Source organism: Hyphomicrobium sp. 1Nfss2.1, assembly GCF_965243865.1.
GTDB lineage: Bacteria > Pseudomonadota > Alphaproteobacteria > Rhizobiales > Hyphomicrobiaceae > Hyphomicrobium_A.
In genome coordinates, this window is the sequence record NZ_OZ251603.1 from 2,723,632 (window position 1) to 2,739,201 (window position 15,570).

A 15,570-nucleotide genomic window follows, 5' to 3' on the forward strand; every position below is an offset into this window, starting at 1 on the left:
GCGGGGGGCGCTTGATTGGCATTGCACCTCGATTAATGTGCTGCGGTTGACGTATTCCCCCAGGGGGGGCGGGTTTCATGGTTGAAAGTTTTGAAGGGCCGCATTCGTTGGCGGTTCTCCCCATCCATTTCGATGTGCGGGAAAGCTATCTGCGGCTGGCTACATTCGTAGAGACTGCGCGTCAGACGCAGGCCGTCATTGAGGGCCTCAATCACGAGATATTCGGCGGTGGCCTGAGTTATCGGATATTTGTGCTCCCGCCGGAGGCCGGAAGTTTCAAGAGCAGATTGGGGATTTGGATTGTTCCGGCAGCTCTGAGCGTGCTTTGGATTGCGATAGAAAGCGATGTCGGAAAGGCTTTCATCAAGGGGTTGACCACCCACGAGCCGGCCTACTGGGCGGAACTCGCTGGCGAGGAGCTTCGCGAGCAACTCGATTCGTTTGAGGATCGAGCCTCGCTACCGCCAGACAAGCTGGAGGACGTGGGTTCGCGTTTAGTTGTTGAGGTGACAAGAGGCTTCCTGCAGACGGAAGAGTCAGCGTTGCGACGGGCTGGCATCACGGCGCGAAAGTTCCGAGAGTCGTTCGAGGCAAGGAACGCCTTCTATGAGGCCTGTCTACGTGATCCCGCAGTGGAGGCATTGGGCTTTCGCGACGAAGAGCAGTTTCCAATCGAACGAAGTGATTTTATCCGTTTTCACGTCGCGTTGCCGGCCAAGGATGAGGAACACATTTCGTGGATCACGGGCATTGAAGACATTCGGGTGACGTCACCAAACTGGGATAGAAGCGACAACCAGCGACAGTGGAAGGGGCGTAATTCCCGGGGTGGCGAGTGCTTCTTTCGCATCGAGGATGAGAGCTTTTGGGCACTTGTCGACACACGAAGCATCGTTCCTGCGATTATGGACACCCTTCGAGTTCAGTGGGCGCAGCGGGCCGACGTGAAGGGCAGAAGCATGAGAGTGCTGAAAGTGCTTGCCTATAACGGCACGCGTTTAGCCGACCCCTTGAGCGATGACCTGCTAGTGCGGGTGTTGGGTGCCCTGAGGACGGACGACCCACATCAAGGCCGGCTGTTCGGAGATTAAAATCATGTCACGGCAAGGGGGCTTTACCCGCTCTTGCCGCCCAGCCCCGAAACCAGTCTCACCGCGCACTGGCGGTGTGACTACTAGGACCGCCCCGGCTATCCGCGTCAGGGCTTACGGCCCGGCGACTTTTTTGGCGTGGCCGGGGATGCGCCTGAGCGGGACGCACCCGCTGCGTCTCCAGCAAGGCACGAGGCACTCATGTCGTCCAGCAAACCCGGTGAAGCTGGTAATCCGACTACTCTGTTACGTCGGCCGGTTAACGGCCCTGGAGCGGCCACTTCCGCTGCGCCCGGCGGCATCTGCAACCGAAGCCTTTCGAGCGCGCTTCAGAGTCAACAAAAAACCCTCCAGGCTTGGGCTGGAGGGCGTTCTATTGACGGCGTCTGAGCAACCCCAGAAGCGGGGCACACGAGGGTTCCCCTAGTCGCGAATGCTCCGCGCCAAAGTTCGCGAGGCAATAGCCACCCACCTACCCGCTTTGACCGCCACGTCTGGAGACCATTTGACGGAGAGGGTTCGGGGATTAGACGGCGCCCGCCCAATGAAAACATCTCTCCCCGCGATGCCCTCAATCAGCACGTTAGTTCGAAGGCCCCATGTAGCTGCGCCGTCGTCCGTCGTTTGATTGGTCGTCATGGTCGTCCCTCCTCTAAGCGAGCGCAATGCGCGTGCCAGACATTGTTGCTTCAACTCGGACCATCCCAGCGGCCACGGCATCAGCGATGGCGCGGTGTACCGTCCCTCGGCTCGTCCCGATCAACTTGGCTAAGCCACGGGTGGTCCCCGTCAGCTCGCCGCCCTCTGTCTTGAGCCGTTCCAGTAGTTCGCCCATGGCTCGTTGCCGAGGACCGCTCGGGTCGTCATCGTCCTTGGTCTTGGGACACGACGTGCATGGTTGAGCCGGCCTGGGGACACCCAACGCTACAGCAACGAGAGCTGGCGGCGCCGCGTCCTCGTGTGACACGGGCGATGCTTGGGACGCACGGTTGCTGGCAACACCTGGGACGGCTTCGTGTGAGACAGGTCCCGCAGCCCTAACGAGCAGCACGCCGAACGCGGACCCAATCTCAAGCGCGAGTACGCCTACGAGCGGAAGCCACATGCTGAGCACTTCGGGGCTCACGGTGACACCCAGGGATGCGGCGTAGACGGCTAGAGCAGCGGCCCCAGGGTCGGCTACAACTATTGGGGGCGCTGCTGCGCGCTCACTTTCAGCCTCCCGCATGGTGGCCTCAAGCTCCCGCCTGCGGGCATCCCTCGCGGACTCCGCTTCGAGGTCGGCAACTTCCGCACAGACTTCGCGGCTGATCTTGCCGTTGACCTTGTTGCAGGCGTTCGCCCCCGGAGTGGCCTTGAGCTTCGCGATTTCGGGAGCCAACTCCGAGGCAGGACGGGCTGGGGCGAGCTTCTGCAGTTCAGCCTCCGCGCGTACGTAACGCGCTTCAGCCTTTCGGGCGCTGTCGGCCCCGCCGGAGCGCTCCGCCACAAGGTCACCGCGTGCCATCGCCATGAAGGTGAGTTCTGCGGTGAGGCTGAAGAGGACCGCTAGAGTGCCAACGGAGGCGAGGGCCAAGCCCTGCCCCAATTGCCAGCGACCAAATGCGTTGAACGCACCAGCGACGGCAAATGGCTTCGCGCCTTCTAGCCCGAGTGCCATCGCCACTGACAGGGCACCGAGCAGCGGCCCGTGTTTGCTGCCAGTTGTCCACGCGAAGAGAGCACCGAACCCGGCGCTTGCTAGTACAAGTAGGAATGCAGATGTAGTCGCTACGCCGCGCGCGGCGCGGCTGTTATGGTGGGTCACGGCTGGTAGCCCCTCCTGTGGGCAGGCCGGTCGAGGCCTCGGTTTGGTGTTGACGCACCAAGTCGGGGCCGCTTCATTGAGAACGGACAACACAGCTAGTATGTCACGCGTCTTCCCGACTGTGAATCCTACGTGTTGCCAACGAGTGAAGTTACGTATTTCCCCTGGATTGAGAATCGGCACAATTTATCCCCCTCGCCATTCTCCGAGGGCAGATCATCCATGGTTGTGCCATCCCTATCGGCCGCTGAGGGCTTGGGCCCGCACTATCCGCATCGCCCCAGTGAGGCGGTGATTCAGCAATTTTTGGAGCACGTCCGGGCAACCGGCCAACCAGAGACGTTCCCGACGATCGACCGCTCCAGACCCAAGCAAGACTCGCGTCCCATATACTTGCGACGCTTCGACGTTGAGCGGAAGAAGAGGCCAAATGGAGACCTCGCGCCGTGTCCCATCTGCTCACCGGACGATCCCAAGTTTGTGCGCGGAGGCTACCTAACTTGGTACCCAGACGAGGGCGCGTTGCGGGCTATCGGTCCCGAATGCGGCGATGCGGTATTTGGCGGAGAGATGTATGCGGGCGCCAAGGCACAGTACAGCATCGATGAGCGGCAGCGCGTAGCTGAAGAGTTTCTTGAGGCAAACCTTGTGAAGGTTCTTTCGATGCACGTGGCCCTGGAAAGGGTCCGGCCGGCGGCTGCCGAAGCGCAGCGTCTCTACACGCAGATTCGGACGCTCATCCCGGATATCCTGGATCAACTTAAGCTGGTGAGGCGGAACGGGTTCGAACTGGTCGTGTCGCTAGCAGTAGAGTTACCCGAGGATGCTTCAGAAGAGATTGCGGTTGTGGGCCCGCGAGGGTTGGAGCGAGGACTCACGACGGATGCAGCGAGCCAAGTATCTTTCGGATATCTGCCGGACACCCCCATGCTTTATTCCAGATTCCAGCCCGTGAAGGACCATGCTGACGTGGCGCAATTGTTAGCTGCTCTTCCGAGGGCGGCCAGCAAAGAAGAAGCCTTTGACTGGATCTGCGACAATAGCCGACTAGACCACCTTGAACAGGGCGTACGCATGATGCGGCGTGCTTCGCATCTTTACCTCCGCATGATCGAACGGTTGGATCGTTTCAATTCTTTCTTCACGCGGCGCAATTTCACTGCGCTTAACAAGTGGGGCCAGCATCCGAACAATGCCTTCGATCTGAAGGCCGAAGTGAACCTAGAAAGGTTTTCGCTCAGCCACAGCGGTCGGGGGCGCTGGGAGCATGAAGAATTGGTGCTGACTCCCAATATGGCGGCGCTCACGGCGCGCGGAGATTGGCCGGGGTTCGAATAATCTGGGGTCCGTCGTTCACGCCAGCAGAAGGTTGTGCCCGCCCGCCGCCGCCACCTCGAGCGCGCGCTTGGCGCTCTCCTGACCCTTCACGTCGGCAAGATCGGGCCGCGCCGTCGGATCCGCGCCGAGCCCCGGCGTCGGCCGCGACAGCGTTTGCGTTCCCTTGAAGTGATTGACCAGCGACAGAAGATGCGGCGCCGCGATGATATCGACGTCCTCGCCGGCCCACGCAGCTTCCGGCCCGCACGCCGCCGGACAGATCAGCCCCTTGCCCATCGCGTTGGCGCCGATCGCCGCCGGCAGCGCGCCGGGCACAGCGCGAATGGAGCCATCGAGCGCCAGCTCGCCCAGCGCGGCAAAGCCCGCAACGGCGTCGGGCGCCACGGCTTCCATGGCGACCATCATCGCCAGCAGGATCGGCAGATCGAACTGGCTGCCTTCCTTCGGCAGGTCCGCGGGGGCTAGGTTCACGGTGACGTGCTTGTAGGGCATGCCGAGCCCCACCGCGTGCAGCGCGTTGCGCACCCGCTCTGAGCTTTCGGCCACGGCTTTGTCAGGCAGCCCGACGATGACGAAAGCCGCTTTGCCCGGTGTGATGCGCACCTGCACTTCGACGGGCCGCGCCTCGATGCCGACGAACGCCAAAGTCGAAATGTGCCCGTACATCCCCGCCCCCGAGGCTGGACGGCTCGCGATCCCTGCCCTTCAGGGCGGCCACCGCAAACCGCGTCACAAAGCCTCTGCAACGCTAGCGCTGCCGCCGGGTCCGCGCAAGAACATTTTAGGAACAAATTCGCCTAGGTGGAGGCACCCGCCCCACCCAGCGGCCGCACAGCCAGCACGGTGGTGTTGTCCTGGTGCGGGTCGCGCATGTTTTCGACCGCGCGGATCAGCGCGTTCGACACCGCCTCGGCGCCATCGGCCGCATAAGCTGAAATGATCCGCTCCACCTCGCTCGTCTCCAGCGTATGCAGCCCGTCCGAAGCGAGGATGATGTAATCGCCCTCCTCCAGCACCAGCGGCTTGCGCGAGATGTCGACGAGGTCGAGCTCATCGCCCGTCACCGCCGAGCGCAGCATGTGCCGGCGCGGATCGGTCTTCGCCTGCTCGGGCGTGATCTTGCCGATCGCCGCGAGATGATCGAGCTCCGGCGCTAAAGAATGATCTTCATTCAGAAGCGCGATCTCGCCGCGCCGGAACAGCAGCAGCGGACTGTCGCCCACGCTCACCCACTCGACGCCCTCGTTGGTGAACACCGCGGCGACCAGTGTCGTCCCCATGCCGGATAGCATCGGGTTCGCCTCCACCTGCGCCGCGATGGAATCGTTCGCGGCACTCAGCGATTTCAACAGGCGGTCCGAACGTGCGCCGTTCATCCCCGAGTACGCCGAGATGAAGCTGTCGCACACCATGCGGCTCGCCAGCGCGCCGGCTGTGTGTCCGCCCATGCCGTCCGCCAGCACGGCGACGAGACGCGTGCTGTTGGCGGCAGTCGGCGGCACGTCGGCGTTTCCGGGCGCGCGATCGCGCGGCGGCCAGAAGGCGCTCGAGTCTTCTTGATAATCGCGCGCGCCTTTGGTGGCGCGGCAAGCGTGGTCGTAAGCCTGCATCAGTCCTTGGAATCTGTCAGCTCGGCCCAATCGAAATCTGCTCCGCAGAACGGCACGAACACGAGCTGGGTGCGCCCGATCGTGATCACGTCCATCTGGTTCAGCTCGACGGCGCCGGTGGGGCGCTTGTCGTTGATCGATACAATATTGGTCTTGGCGAGGTTCGGTACAAATAGGAACGAGCGCGACGAGGAGTCATAGCGCAAGTAGGCTTGCTCTTCCGACGAGATCGCATCATCGCCGAAATCGAGCGGGATGCGCTGGTTCGATGCGCGGCCCACGGTGTTGTTGCCCTCGAAGATCGGCCGGTAGCTGCCGAGCCCCGGTCCGCCGACGATGACCAGCCACCCGACGACAGGATCGTGCTCGAACTCGCCGCGCTTCACTTGAACCTTGCCGCGCACCAATTGCGTGCGGGGCGCATCGGTCGTCTCGATGGGATCCGGCGTCGGCTTCGGTGCGCCGCCGCGGACAACGCGCGTCGTCGGAGGAGCACCGAACTCAACGTGCTTGTCCGGAGCCTTGAGCGACGTCTGCGCCTTCACTTCGCGCGCGGCCTCGGCAGCGCTCGGGCTCGGCGCGGGCGCCGCTGCAGCGGTCGCAGCCGGAACCGCCGCGGCCTCCGCCTTCGCTGGCTCTGCTGCCGCAGCAGGCTTCGGCGTTTCGGCTTTGATGAGCTGCGTCGTCGGCTCGGCAGCGGCAGGCGCTGGCCCGCGCTGCGTGTCGTCACGGCTCGCCGCAGCCAGCGCGTCCTTCAAGGAGCCCAGGAACCCGGCGTGCTTCGTACCCTGCTGAGACATCGTATCCTCCGTTGAGCCTAAGCGCCTTTCCGCATGCGCAGGATTATCGTTTCGGTCGAGCGCACGCCGCCATCCTCATCAATAGACGTCAGATGGGGCGCGCGTCGAAGTGCAATTTTACTTCTCCAATGGCGATCACGTCCCCGGGCTTGAGCCGGCCCTCGCCGACCCGCGCACCATTGACGAGAACGCCATTGCCTTCGGGGCCTGAAAGATCTGTGACGATCACCTCGCCGTCGCTCGTCCGCCGGATCACGGCGTGATAGCGATGCACGGTTTTCTCCTGCAGGCATATGTCGTTGTCGGCTTCGCGCCCGACACGCAGCATGGTACGGCCTATGATGTGCTTCGCCCCGTCGAGGGCGACCCACGCCTCCGTCGGCCACGCCGACAACAGCTCTGTTCGGGCAGTTCTGTCGCGTCGTCCTGCGCGCAGAGATGGCCGCGAGATCAGCACTGTCGAATCCGATGACTGCCGCTGGCGCCTCAGCATCAGCCCTGCGACCGCGAGCAGCGGCAGTGCCATCAGCACCCCCAGCACCAGCATCAACGCCGGAGCCTTGTGATAGCTGTCGCCGAGCCATGTGCTGATCTGCGACCACGTCTCGGCCAAGCTCGCCAGCACCACGAAGTGGCCAGCGCTCATCGCCCGCCCCGACTCCGAAGCGCCCGCTGCAGTTGCAACACTGAATTGAGAGATCGCGACCGTCGCAATCGACAGATTCGGCAGTGGCGACCACGGCGATGTCATGGTCTTAAGTCTCGGATCAAATCAGTTGTGAACCTCGGGCCCCATGACGGCGATAACATGGCAGTTAGGCCCATTGTCGAGATTTGTTCTCCCGTCTTCCTTGCTCAAGCCTGCGCCACATTTGGTCGTCATAAGTGTGTCGAAGGCGGTACAGCAAATTGACGAGCGGCGCAGCGCGTAGCATGTGAGCGCGACCATCGACGTCTCGGAGACCAATGACGAATCTCATCGCATTGCCGAATGGAACAGAGCTCGTAGGCGATTACCGCATCGAGCGCGTGCTGGGAGCCGGCGGCTTTGGCGTGACCTACCTCGCCGATGAGATCGCGCTCGCGCGCATGGTCACCATCAAGGAGTACTTCCCGAGCGATATCGCAGCGCGTGATGGCGGCATCGACGCCGTGCCCCGCTCACAGGATTATGCCGGCGACTATCGCTGGGGCCTCGACCGCTTCATCGAGGAAGCACAGACCCTTGCGAAGTTCGACCACCCGCACATCGTCCGCGTCTACCGCTACTTCCGCGCCAATAAGACTGGCTACATGGTCCTCCATTTCGAGGAGGGCCAGAGCCTCAAGGCATGGCTCAAGGGCCTCGGCCGCGCCCCGCGCCAGAAGGAGCTGGACGCGATCTTAGCACCGCTGCTCGACGCGCTGGAGCTGATCCACAAGTCGGATTTCCTGCATCGCGACATCGCCCCCGACAACATCATCATCCGTAAGGCCGGCGATCCGGTGCTGATCGACTTCGGCTCGGCCCGCGGCGAGATCGCATCGCACACCAAGACCGTCTCCGCCCTGGTGAAGCCTGGCTATAGCCCCTACGAGCAATACGCCGAGACCAGCCGCCAGCAGGGCCCGTGGACAGACATGTATGCCCTCGCCGGCACGCTTTATCACGCCATCACCGGCAAGCGCCCGCCCGACTCGCCCTCGCGCATGGTCAAGGACGAGCTGATCTCCGCGCGTGAAGCCGCGCTCAGCTCCTATCGCGCCGGCTTCCTCAAGGCGATCGACAAGGCGTTGACCCTGAACATCGAGGGGCGCCCGCAATCGATCGCCGCCTGGCGCAACGATCTGTTTGCACCCGACCCCGTCCGCACGCGCTGGCTCGGCCGCTCCAAGGCAAAAGAAGAGCCGCTCGAGGAACCGATAGCTGCAGTCGCGCCGCAGCCCGCCGCAGCCGCCGTTGCCGCCACCGTGCCTCTTCCGCGCACGCCCGAGCCCGCTGCCGTCGAAGCGCCAATGCCAGCGCCGGTAGCCGCAAAGGCGAAGGTCCCAGACCCGGCCCCCGCTGCCGCGGCCGAGGCGCCCGCCGCCGACTTGCCCACGCCCAAAGGTGGCGTGCTCGATTTTCTCGAAGGCCTGCGCCGCAAGCCGAGCGCCGATCAGCCCGCATCCGCTGAGCCGGCGGCAGCGCCGATCGTCGTCAAGAAGGAACCGCCCGCGCCCGCGAAGAAGAAGTCTCAGTCCAAGAAGCCGATCCCGAAGGAGCGTGCGCTCGTCGTCGTCAAGTCGCCGGCCCGTGCGCGCCCGCGTCGGCTGAAGGGAAGCCGACCCAGCCTGCTTCCGATTTTCTTCAAGCTTCTCGTGGGTGTAGGCGTGGCCAGCGCAGCGGTCGCCATGCAGGATCGCTTCCCGCAGTTTGAAAGCCGCGGCTCGGGCATCACCACCGGCACGACGACGCCCCTTCCCGCGCAGCAGGTGGCCCGCACTCCGGCCCCGACGATTATTACGCCTGTGGCGGAGTTCGACGCCCACCGCGGAACAGTCTCCGGCGCCACCTACAGCGACGACGGCCGCCAGATCATCACTGCCGGCGCCGACGGCGCGATGAAGATCTGGGATGCGTCGAGCCGCAACCTCGTACGCACAATCGAGTTGGACGACGGCCCCGCCACCGCCCTGGCCGTCAGCGGCCGCCGCGCGCTCACCGGCCACGCCAACGGCAAGATCGTTCTGTGGGACCTCGACAGCGCCGAGAAGATCGCGACTGTCCAGCGCAACGAGGCGAATATTTGGGCCGTCGCGTTCACTGGCGATATCAATCACTTCGCGTCCGCGAGTCACGATTGGAAAGTGACCCTGTGGGACGCGCGGCAGGCCTCGGCACCACTTCAAGTGCTCGACGGTCATGAGAATGCGGTGCAGGCATTGGCCTACTCGCCGCAGCGGCTTCAGCTCGCTTCCGGCGGCGCCGACAAGACGGTGCGGCTGTGGAGCCTCGACACATTGAGCCTCAAGCGCAAATATTCCGGCCCGCGCGACTTCGTCACGTCGGTTGCGTTCTCTCAGAACGGCAAGCTGCTGGCCGCCGGCGCCCTCGATGGTCGCATTCACTTGTGGTCGACGCTGTCATCGCGCCGTCTGCGCGCCCTATCCGGTCACAAGGGGCGCGTCGCCGACGTTGCATTTTCACCGACGGGTGATCGCCTTGCCTCCGCTGGCGAGGATGGCACCGTGCGGCTGTGGGAGATGCCACGCGGTCGGCTGCTGCGCGCTCTCACTGGACACATTGGCGGAGCTACGTCTGTCGCGTTTTCGCCGGACGGGCAACAGCTGATGACCGCGGGCATCGACGGTCGCGTGCGCCTGTGGGCAACGCATATTGGACCGATCGCGCGCGAATAACTGCATATTGTCGCGCATTTTCTGACTTGAGGTCAGCAACTGTGCACAGCTTGTTGCAGGAGGCAGCGAGCCGCATCCCTTTGTCTCGACGTCGTCGTCGAAGCGGGCCACAATAGCGGCCGCAATCGGCAATACAAAAAACCAAAGCGGGTGCCATGGACTTGGATGCAGTTCTTCTGGCCCGTATCCAGTTTGCGTTTACGGTCTCCTTCCACATCATCTTCCCGAGCTTCACCATTGGGCTCGCGGCTTTCATCGCCACCCTGCTCGTCCGATGGCGCATCACCGGAGAAGAGCACCTCCATCGGCTCGCGCGCTTCTGGACCAAGATATTCGCCGTCTCCTTCGCCATGGGCGTCGTGTCCGGCATCGTCATGTCGTACGAGTTCGGCACCAACTGGAGCAATTTCTCCGTCGTTGTCGGGAATGTCTTAGGCCCGCTCCTCGGCTATGAGGTGATCACGGCCTTTTTCCTCGAGGCAACATTTCTCGGCATCATGCTTTTCGGCTGGACGCGCGTTCCGCCGAACATTCACGTGCTCGCCGCGATTCTGGTCGCCGTTGGCACGTCGCTTTCCGCCTTCTGGATTTTGTCTGCCAACAGCTGGATGCAGACCCCGGCGGGCCATGAGGTCCGCGACGGCATCGCCTACCCGGTGGACTGGCTCGCGATCATCTTCAATCCGAGCTTCCCCTACCGTTTCGCGCACATGTTCACCGCAGCCTACCTCACCACTTCGCTGGTGGTGCTCGCTGTCGGTGCCCGCTACCTCTACAAGGATCGCTATCCGCAGGAAGCCAAGACCATGCTGCGCATGGGGCTCGGCATGGTCGCCATCCTGGCGCCGTTGCAGATCTTCATCGGCGATCAGCACGGTCTCAATACGCTCGAGTATCAGCCGGCCAAAGTTGCCGCGATCGAGAGCCATTGGGATGGCTCTAAGCCCGCGCCGCTCGTTCTCTTCGCCATCCCGAACGAGAAAGAGGAGCGCAACGATTACGAAATCTCGATCCCGGACGGCGCAAGTTGGATACTGAAGCACGAAGCCGACGGTCTCTTCCCCGGCCTCAAGCAGTTTGCCCGTGAGGACAGACCGCCGGTGTTCCCTGTGTTCATCGCCTTCCGCATCATGGTCGGCCTCGGAGTGATCATGCTCGGCATCGGCATGGTCGGCGCCTGGCTGTGGTTCCGTGGCCGCCTCTTCACCAGCAAATGGTACCTCGGCTGGGTGCAATATGCCTGGCCGCTCGGCTTCATCGCCATCCTTTCCGGCTGGTACGTCACGGAGATCGGCCGACAACCCTGGATCGCTACGGGGATATTGCGAACGCTCGACGCGGCGTCACCCGTCGCCTTCTCCGCGGTGCTGATCGGACTGGTGCTGTTCGTTCTCGTCTACGGCGTCGTGTTCTCGATGGGCATCTTCTACATCAACCGCCTCATCGAATATGGCCCCAAGGGCGAAGCCGTAGAGGCGCCGGAAGGCATTCCGTCACGACCGCTGTCGGCAGCCGAGTCGGCTGCGCACGACGCCATCGGGGGGAACTAGTTCATGGACCAGATCCATTATTGGCTCCCCCTGGTGTGGATTGCGCTGATCGGCACCGCCGTTGCGCTCTACGTGATCCTCGACGGCTTCGACCTTGGGCTCGGCATCCTCTTTCCGTTCACACCGGAAGAGGAGCGCCGGGACGTGATGATGAACTCGGTAGCGCCCTTCTGGGATGGCAACGAAACGTGGCTCGTCCTAGGTGGCGGCGGATTGTTCGTCGCTTTCCCGCTGGCTTACTCCATCATCATGCCGGCGCTCTATCTGCCAGTGATCCTCATGTTGCTCGGCTTGATCGCCCGCGGCGTCGCCTTCGAGTTCCGCTGGACTGCCAAACCCAGCCACCAGCTATGGGACAACGCTTTCGCCTGGGGGTCCATCGTCGCCTCGTTCATGCAAGGCGTCATCCTCGGTGGCTTGTTGCAGGGTATCAGCATCGAGAATGGCAGGTTCGCCGGCGGCCCGTTTGACTGGTTTGCACCCTTCCCGCTGTTCACTGGAGCCTCGCTTGTCGTCGGCTATGCGCTTCTAGGCACGACCTGGCTGGTGATGAAGACCGAGGGCGAACTGGCTGATAATGCCCGGCGCTGGGCGCAGTACTTATTGTTTGCGGTTCTGGTCATCATGGCAGTCGTCAGCTTGTGGACGCCCCTCGTCTTTGAGCGCATTGCCGACCGCTGGTTCTCCTGGCCGAACCTCGCATACCTCTCGCCCATTCCCCTGCTCACCGCGGCAGCCGCGTTCGCTTGCTGGTATGGTCTGACGCATGGGCGCGAGGTTATGCCGTTCCTCTCGGCTGTTGCATTGTTCCTGCTGGGTTTCGCCGGCCTCGCCATCTCCAACGTGCCGTATCTCGTGCCGCCGTCGATCACATTCTGGGAGGCCGCGGCTGTACCTGAGTCACAGCTTTTCATGCTGATAGGCGTGCTGGTGATGCTGCCGTTGATCCTCGGCTATACGGTGTTTGTCTACTGGTCCTTCCGCGGCAAGGTCCGCGAGGGCGAAGGCTACCACTGAGGGGAATGGCGGGCGGCGCCGATGCAGGGCCGCCTGCCATTTTCTCGTACCGGTTCGTTGGAACCTTGAGATTCGCCGCAGCCTGCTGGCCGGCGACCATTTGCAATTGAGGTTCTGGAGGCTGAATGCTTGGCTGGCGCAAGCGCAACGATGGCTTCGAGTGGCGCGAATATGTCCGCACCACGATCCTCGTGCGCCGCAAGCAGCGACGCGACCGCATCGGCGAGGCGGGCAAAGCAGCCGTCGACAATCTGAAAGCTGCCGGCCAGCGCGGCGCTGCAGCCGGTGCCGAAGGCGTCGTTGCGGTCGGCCGCGGCGCTGTGCATCTCGGTGCGCAAGGAGCCGCATTGGGTGCAGCGGGTGCCAAAGCCGTTGGCGACGGCGTGCTGCATTACGGCAAGGAAGGCGCCAAGCTCGGAGCCGAAGGCGCGAAGCTGGGTGCCGCCGCAGCCATGGCTGGCGCCGAACGGTTACGGGCGGCCATGCCCGTTGCCGGCAATTACCTGCAGCGCATGGGGGCGTGGACCCTCTACGCACTGGCCTATGCCTGGGCCGTGCTCTGCACCCTCGTCGGCATCGCTGCGGACTATCTTGGTCCGCCGCTGGCTCCTATCGGCCGCATTCTGCGCCAACCTTTGCCGCGGCTTGCGGTCTTGCTTTTCGGCAGCGTGGCTCTGGTTGGCGGCATCATCCGCGCATTGGCCGACGGTTTCGTACAGGACACCTGGATCGTATTGCTGATCGGGGTTGGGCTGCTCGGCGCACTGGCCTTGGCGCACGTCTCATCGGGGCTGCCTGCCTGGCTGGCAACGCCGCTCTCGTCAGTGCTTGCCGCCGTGCGCCGCATGCTGGAAACCGCCTCGTCGAAACCCATCGTGCAGCGTGGGCTGGCTGTCGCATTGATCGCGCTTGCTGTGGTGGCTACTGGTTGGCACGTCTGGGGCGCCGCATCGCCCACAACCGTCAAATCGAGCCGTCAGGCACGCGTCGAGCCGCAATCTGCCACGGGCAGTACCGCCACTGATGAAATCTCCGGCCGCGGCAGCGCAGTCACCGGCGACACTCTGCGGATCGGATCGACCGTTGTGCGCCTCGACGGCATCGAGGCACCTCTCCTTTATCAAACCTGCACCAGCGCCAAAGGGAGCAGCTGGTCGTGCGGAGATGCTGCCCGCCAGGCCATGGCGCAATTGCTGCGCTCCAATCGCGTATCCTGCGAGTTGAGCGGCTCCGAGGATGGCCTGGGCACGGGTGAGTGCAAGGTGGGAGACCGCGACCTCGCCGCAGAGCTGGTACGCGGCGGAAACGTATTCGCGATACACGGCCTGTTCAGCGCGTACGGTAGCCTTGAAGACGAGGCCCGCGCCGAGAAAGCTGGTCTCTGGGGGGGCGAAGCCGCACGCCCGGCGGAATATCGCGAGCTCAAGTGGGAAGAGGCCAAACGTTCGGCACCAGACGGCTGCCCGATCAAAGCGACGGTGCGCGGCGGCAAGCGCTATTACGTGCCCTGGGCACGCGGTTACGAGAAGGTGCGCGTGGCGCGCCGGGGAGAGCGCTGGTTCTGTTCGGAGACGGAAGCACAGCAGGCCGGTTTCAAATCGGCTGAGCAATCCTGACCGACACGCGGCAAGCAATACCGCGAAAAAGGAAAGCCCGCGCTCCGGGGGAAGAGCGCGGGCTGCGATGCGTGACGCCGCTTAGGGGGGACAGGTGGGAGGGCGCCACGTTCGATGCCCATATGGAATACTATTGCCGGCCATTTTGCAAGGAATTCCGGGGCCTCTTTTTGCAAGAGTTAAGAAACAGCTTACATTGCCGTAATGTTTTACCTATTGCTGCTTCTTTCATTGCGGCGCGGTAAGGTTCGCGAAACAGACCTTTCAAAAAAACCGAAAAATCGGCCTCACAGCTCGCGATCGATTGGTCGCACGATCAACTCAGTAACGCCGCTGCGTCGCACAATCGTTACCCTGACAGACTTCCCGATCCTCCTTTCGTCCAACATGCGGAAGAGATCGTCTGCACCTGTCACCGACTCGTCGTCGAGGCGCACGATCAGATCGCCTTGCTGCATCCCCGCTTCTGCCGCCGGGCTCCCCGCTTGAAGCTCGCGCACGCGAACAGCGCTTTGCTGTTTTAGCTCCGCCCGATAGGCAACGCGGGCCGGCAGCGGCACCTGTTCGGCGACGATGCCGATGCGTGCCCGTCGCACACGCCCATGCGCGAGAATCTGCGTCAGCACGTGCAGCGCCGTGTTTGACGCGACTGAGAAACAGATGCCCTGCGCGCCGACGATTGCCGCGGTGTTGATACCGATCACCTGTCCGGCCGAGTTGGCCAGCGGGCCACCCGAGTTACCCGGATTGAGTGCAGCGTCTGTCTGGATGACGTCGCCGATCAGGCGCCCATTCTGCGCCCGCAATGATCGCCCGACAGCACTGACGATACCCGCGGTAACCGTCGACTGGAATCCAAGCGGATTACCAATGGCGATTGCGATCTGTCCCTGCCGTACGCCCTTTGAATTTGCCAGCTGCGCCACCGGCAGTGTCTCGCTCGTCTCGCCGCGCAGTACGGCAAGGTCGGTGTCGGCATCGCGGCCGAGCGAGCGCGCGCTGAAACGCCGCCCGTCGGACAACGAAACGGTCACGTCCCTTGCGCCTTCGATCACGTGATTATTGGTGAGGATCAGCCCGTCCGGAGACACCAGCACGCCCGACCCCGTGCCTTCGGCGCGTCGGCCATCGCGGAGCCCGCTCACCTCGACGTGCACGACGGCGGGCGCAACGGCATCGACCACGTCGACGACAGCGCGCGAATAGGAATCGAGCAGTTCCCCGTCATCGACGAAGCTTCCGCCCGCCGCTGAATTGCCGTGAGCAGGCTGCATTCCGCCAAGGAAACCAAAGACATTCGGCATGCCGTATCCCCTTTCTGCGCATCTGGCCTCAATCGGCCTCGGCGCATACCGGCAGC

The 15,570-nt window shown here is 63.3% G+C and carries 12 protein-coding genes; 6 read left to right on the forward strand and 6 right to left on the reverse strand.

The window, feature by feature from the left end; all coding sequences use genetic code 11:
- Positions 1-77: 77 nt before the first annotated feature.
- Positions 78-1,091, forward strand: a complete 1,014-nt coding sequence (locus ACP15D_RS13260; RefSeq protein ID WP_424957927.1) for a hypothetical protein — start codon at positions 78-80, stop codon at positions 1,089-1,091.
- Between the two features lie 652 nt (positions 1,092-1,743).
- On the opposite strand, the gene ACP15D_RS13265 is transcribed toward ACP15D_RS13260, so the two are convergent.
- The gene (locus tag ACP15D_RS13265; protein ID WP_424957928.1) at positions 1,744-2,751 is read right to left on the reverse strand and encodes a hypothetical protein; all 1,008 of its coding nucleotides are present in this window, start codon (positions 2,749-2,751) and stop codon (positions 1,744-1,746) included.
- 669 nt (positions 2,752-3,420) lie between these two features.
- Between ACP15D_RS13265 and ACP15D_RS13270 the strand changes: the two genes are divergently transcribed.
- Positions 3,421-4,236, forward strand: a complete 816-nt coding sequence (locus ACP15D_RS13270; RefSeq protein WP_424957929.1) for a hypothetical protein — start codon at positions 3,421-3,423, stop codon at positions 4,234-4,236.
- A gap of 15 nt (positions 4,237-4,251) precedes the next feature.
- Here the strand turns inward: ACP15D_RS13270 and ACP15D_RS13275 are convergent, their stop codons facing one another.
- The 4 genes from ACP15D_RS13275 to ACP15D_RS13290 all read right to left on the reverse strand — a co-directional run bounded on the left by ACP15D_RS13275 (position 4,252) and on the right by ACP15D_RS13290 (position 7,292).
- Entirely contained in the window at positions 4,252-4,902 is a 651-nt protein-coding gene (locus ACP15D_RS13275) for a magnesium chelatase domain-containing protein (RefSeq protein WP_424957930.1), read from the reverse strand.
- A gap of 131 nt (positions 4,903-5,033) precedes the next feature.
- Positions 5,034-5,846 carry a PP2C family protein-serine/threonine phosphatase gene (locus ACP15D_RS13280; RefSeq protein ID WP_424957931.1) on the reverse strand — a complete coding sequence of 271 codons (813 nt, stop codon included), beginning with the start codon at positions 5,844-5,846 and terminating at the stop codon, positions 5,034-5,036.
- On the reverse strand, positions 5,846-6,646 hold the full coding sequence (locus ACP15D_RS13285; RefSeq protein ID WP_424957932.1) for an FHA domain-containing protein: 801 nt from the start codon (positions 6,644-6,646) through the stop codon (positions 5,846-5,848). The genes ACP15D_RS13280 and ACP15D_RS13285 overlap by 1 nt, the downstream gene beginning before the upstream one ends.
- Positions 6,647-6,734: 88 nt before the next feature.
- Positions 6,735-7,292: an FHA domain-containing protein gene (locus ACP15D_RS13290; RefSeq protein WP_424957933.1), complete on the reverse strand. Its 558-nt coding sequence runs from the start codon at positions 7,290-7,292 to the stop codon at positions 6,735-6,737.
- 320 nt (positions 7,293-7,612) lie between these two features.
- Between ACP15D_RS13290 and ACP15D_RS13295 the strand changes: the two genes are divergently transcribed.
- The 4 genes from ACP15D_RS13295 (at position 7,613) to ACP15D_RS13310 (ending at position 14,210) form a co-directional block, all read left to right on the forward strand.
- Complete coding sequence (locus ACP15D_RS13295; protein ID WP_424957934.1) at positions 7,613-10,027, forward strand: protein kinase domain-containing protein; 2,415 nt, start codon at positions 7,613-7,615, stop codon at positions 10,025-10,027.
- Between the two features lie 155 nt (positions 10,028-10,182).
- On the forward strand, positions 10,183-11,577 hold the full coding sequence (locus ACP15D_RS13300; protein ID WP_424957935.1) for a cytochrome ubiquinol oxidase subunit I: 1,395 nt from the start codon (positions 10,183-10,185) through the stop codon (positions 11,575-11,577).
- A gap of 3 nt (positions 11,578-11,580) precedes the next feature.
- Positions 11,581-12,594, forward strand: a complete 1,014-nt coding sequence (cydB, locus tag ACP15D_RS13305) for a cytochrome d ubiquinol oxidase subunit II (protein ID WP_424957936.1) — start codon at positions 11,581-11,583, stop codon at positions 12,592-12,594.
- Positions 12,595-12,719: 125 nt separating this feature from the next.
- Positions 12,720-14,210, forward strand: coding sequence for a thermonuclease family protein (locus ACP15D_RS13310; RefSeq protein ID WP_424957937.1), 1,491 nt, complete (start codon positions 12,720-12,722; stop codon positions 14,208-14,210).
- A gap of 287 nt (positions 14,211-14,497) precedes the next feature.
- On the opposite strand, the gene ACP15D_RS13315 is transcribed toward ACP15D_RS13310, so the two are convergent.
- Positions 14,498-15,514: a S1C family serine protease gene (locus ACP15D_RS13315; protein ID WP_424957938.1), complete on the reverse strand. Its 1,017-nt coding sequence runs from the start codon at positions 15,512-15,514 to the stop codon at positions 14,498-14,500.
- Between the last annotated feature and the right edge of the window lie 56 nt (positions 15,515-15,570).

What these genes read in the sequence shown, in the direction of transcription:
- ACP15D_RS13260 (WP_424957927.1), top strand. Translation starts at nt 78, where the DNA reads ATGGTTGAAAGTTTTGAAGGGCCGCATTCGTTGGCGGTTCTCCCCATC.
- ACP15D_RS13265 (WP_424957928.1), bottom strand. Translation starts at nt 2,751, where the DNA reads ATGGCACTCGGGCTAGAAGGCGCGAAGCCATTTGCCGTCGCTGGTGCG.
- ACP15D_RS13275 (WP_424957930.1), bottom strand. Translation starts at nt 4,902, where the DNA reads ATGTACGGGCACATTTCGACTTTGGCGTTCGTCGGCATCGAGGCGCGG.
- ACP15D_RS13280 (WP_424957931.1), bottom strand. Translation starts at nt 5,846, where the DNA reads ATGCAGGCTTACGACCACGCTTGCCGCGCCACCAAAGGCGCGCGCGAT.
- ACP15D_RS13285 (WP_424957932.1), bottom strand. Translation starts at nt 6,646, where the DNA reads ATGTCTCAGCAGGGTACGAAGCACGCCGGGTTCCTGGGCTCCTTGAAG.
- ACP15D_RS13290 (WP_424957933.1), bottom strand. Translation starts at nt 7,292, where the DNA reads ATGAGCGCTGGCCACTTCGTGGTGCTGGCGAGCTTGGCCGAGACGTGG.
- ACP15D_RS13295 (WP_424957934.1), top strand. Translation starts at nt 7,613, where the DNA reads ATGACGAATCTCATCGCATTGCCGAATGGAACAGAGCTCGTAGGCGAT.
- ACP15D_RS13300 (WP_424957935.1), top strand. Translation starts at nt 10,183, where the DNA reads ATGGACTTGGATGCAGTTCTTCTGGCCCGTATCCAGTTTGCGTTTACG.
- cydB (WP_424957936.1), top strand. Translation starts at nt 11,581, where the DNA reads ATGGACCAGATCCATTATTGGCTCCCCCTGGTGTGGATTGCGCTGATC.
- ACP15D_RS13310 (WP_424957937.1), top strand. Translation starts at nt 12,720, where the DNA reads ATGCTTGGCTGGCGCAAGCGCAACGATGGCTTCGAGTGGCGCGAATAT.
- ACP15D_RS13315 (WP_424957938.1), bottom strand. Translation starts at nt 15,514, where the DNA reads ATGCCGAATGTCTTTGGTTTCCTTGGCGGAATGCAGCCTGCTCACGGC.